Source organism: Stenotrophomonas nitritireducens, from assembly GCF_001431425.1.
Lineage (GTDB): Bacteria > Pseudomonadota > Gammaproteobacteria > Xanthomonadales > Xanthomonadaceae > Stenotrophomonas > Stenotrophomonas nitritireducens.
On record NZ_LDJG01000052.1, the window covers coordinates 1 to 2,782 of the forward strand.

Genomic DNA, 2,782 nt, shown 5'->3' on the forward strand with positions numbered 1-2,782 from the left:
TGCCGCTGCAGCGGCATGCCGGCAAGCTGCTCAACGCCGCGCTGCTGCTGTTCATCGTCAAGCTCGGGCTGATGGCCGGGCATTCGATGCCACAGCTGCAGAAGGTCGGCTGGGCGCTGGCCTTCCAGGAACTGGGCCACGCCTTCGGCACCATGGTGCTGGCCTTGCCGCTGGCGCTGGTGCTGGGCATCAAGCGCGAGGCGGTCGGCGCCACCTTCTCGATCGGGCGCGAGAACAGCCTGGTCATCATCGGCCAGAAGTACGGCATGCAGTCGGCCGAAGGCCGCGGCGTGCTCGCCGAGTACATCACCGGCACGGTGCTGGGCGCGGTGTTCATCACCCTGCTGGTGAGCGTGATCGCGCCGCTGGGCATCTTCGACCCGCGCTCGCTGGCGATGGGCGCCGGCATGGGTTCGGGCAGCCTGATGGCGGCCGCGCTGGGCGTGATCACCGTCGGCATGGCGCCGGAGATGGTCAAGGAGCTGAACGCCATCGCCGCGGCGGCGAACCTGATCGCCGGCGTGGTCGGGTTCTACTTCGCGGTGTTCGTCACCCTGCCGCTGTGCAACTGGCTGTATGCGCGGCTGGAGCCGGTGCTGGGCCGCACCGCGCTGGCGCGGCGCGCGCCGACGGCCGACGATCTGGACCCGGAAGCGGCGATGGCCGAGGAGGACGAGACCCCTTCCTTCGCCGACAGCATGGTGGCGCTGCTGCTGATGGTCGCCGGCATCACCCTCAGCAATTACATGGGCCATGGCGTGCCGCCGCAGCAGACCCTGCCCGGCGTGGCGGTGATGGTGGCGATCGTGCTGGCCGGGATCGCGCTCAAGCGCGTGCTGCGCCGGCTGCCGCTGATGCTGTTCCTGGCGGTGGCGGCGACGCTGGTGACCATCCCCGGCGGCTGGCCGCTGGCCGACGCGCTGGCCACGACCACCGACCGCGTGCAGTTCATGAGCATCACCACCACCGTGCTGGCGCTGGCCGGCTTCTCGGTGGCACGCAAGCTGCCGATGTTCCGCCGGCTCGGCTGGCGCATCGTCGCGGTGTCGCTGACCGCCACCGCCGGCACCTTCATCGGCGCGGCGGCAATCGCCGAGTTCTTCCACTGACGCGGCCGCGGTGAGCGACATGGAGCACGACATGCCGCGCGCTTCCCCGCGCTGGCCGGCGGCGGTGCGCTGGCTGCACTGGCTGGGCCTGCTGCTGGTCGTCGCCACCGCGATGATCGGCCTGTTGATGGTGGACATGGAGCGCGGCAGCGACCCGCGCCGGCTGTTCTATGGCCTGCACAAGTCGCTGGGCGTCACCGCGCTGGCGCTGGCGGCACTGCGCGTGGCGGTACGCCTGGCCACGCGCGCGCCCGCGCCGCTGGCCGCACCAGCCTGGCAGCTGCGCGCCGCGCATGCCACCCACCTGCTGATGTACGCGCTGCTGCTGGCCCTGCCATTGTCCGGCTGGCTGCTCAACTCGGTGGCGGGACAGCCGCTGCCGTGGTTCGGCCTGTTCCAGCTGCCGGCGCTGGCCGCGCGCGACCCGGATCTGCGGCAGGTGCTCGACACGGCCCACGTGTGGCTGTTCTGGACGCTGGCCGCGCTGGTCGCGCTGCACCTGGCGGCGGTCCTGCATCACCAACTGCTGCGTCGCGACGGCCTGCTGCGGCGCATGCTTCCGGCCGGACGCGGCTGAGCGCACCGGGAACCGGCATGTCCGTCAGCACGTTCGACCTGTTCAAGATCGGCATCGGCCCGAGCTCCTCGCACACCGTTGGCCCGATGCGCGCGGCCGAGCGCTTCGTCCACCGCTGGCTGCTCGATCCGGGCAGGCTCCCGGAGGTGGTGCGCATCCGCGCCGAAGTGTTCGGCTCGCTCGCCCTCACCGGCCGTGGCCACGGCACCGACACCGCCGTGCTGCTCGGCCTGGAGGGCCATCACCCCAACCTGATCGACCCGGACATCATTCCCGAAACCCTGGCCCGCATCCGTTCCAGCAAGCGCATCAACCTGATGGGCCAGCACGCCATCGCCTTCGACGAGAAGCGCGACCTGGCCCTGAACAAGCGCCAGAAGCTGCCCTACCACACCAACGGCATGCGCTTCACCGCCTTCGACGGCAACGACGCTGTCATCGCCACCCGCGACTACTACTCCGTCGGCGGTGGCTTCGTGGTCAATGCCGACGATGCCGCCGACGACCGCATCGTGCCCGACCAGACCCCGCTGCCGTATCCGTTCAAGAGCGGCGACGAACTGCTGGCCCAGGCCGCGCGCAGCGGCCTGAGCATTGCGCAGATGATGTTCGAGAACGAGAAGTGCTGGCGCAGCGAGGACGAGATCCGCGACGGCCTGCGCGAGCTGTGGGCCGCCATGCAGGCCTGCGTGACCCGCGGCATCCGCTCCGAGGGCACCCTGCCCGGCGGCCTGCACGTGGGTCGCCGCGCCCCGGCGCTGTACCGCGAGCTGTCCGCGCGCCCGGAGGCGGCCATGCGCGACCCGCTGACCACGCTGGACTGGGTCAACCTGTACGCGCTGGCGGTCAACGAGGAGAACGCCGCCGGCGGCCGCGTGGTCACCGCGCCCACCAACGGCGCGGCCGGCATCATCCCGGCGGTGCTGCACTACTACGACCGCTTCTGCCCCGGCAGCAATGAGCAGGGCGTGTTCGACTTCCTGCTCACCGCCGCGGCCATCGGCATCCTCTACAAGGAAAACGCCTCCATCTCCGGCGCCGAGGTCGGCTGCCAGGGCGAGGTCGGTGTGGCCTGTTCGATGGCCGCCGGCGGGCT

3 protein-coding genes are annotated in these 2,782 nt (G+C 71.0%); all 3 read left to right on the plus strand.

The features are described 5' to 3' along the window. Positions 1 to 1,109 (plus strand): DUF3100 domain-containing protein (locus tag ABB22_RS17360; protein ID WP_057505447.1); only part of this gene is annotated, 1,109 nt, incomplete at its 5' end. A gap of 31 nt (positions 1,110 to 1,140) precedes the next feature. Beyond that, positions 1,141 to 1,686 carry a cytochrome b gene (locus tag ABB22_RS17365; RefSeq protein ID WP_055773092.1) on the plus strand — a complete coding sequence of 182 codons (546 nt, stop codon included), beginning with the start codon at positions 1,141 to 1,143 and terminating at the stop codon, positions 1,684 to 1,686. A gap of 17 nt (positions 1,687 to 1,703) precedes the next feature. After that, a partial coding sequence (locus tag ABB22_RS17370) for an L-serine ammonia-lyase (RefSeq protein WP_057505448.1) occupies positions 1,704 to 2,782 on the plus strand: 1,079 nt, incomplete at its 3' end.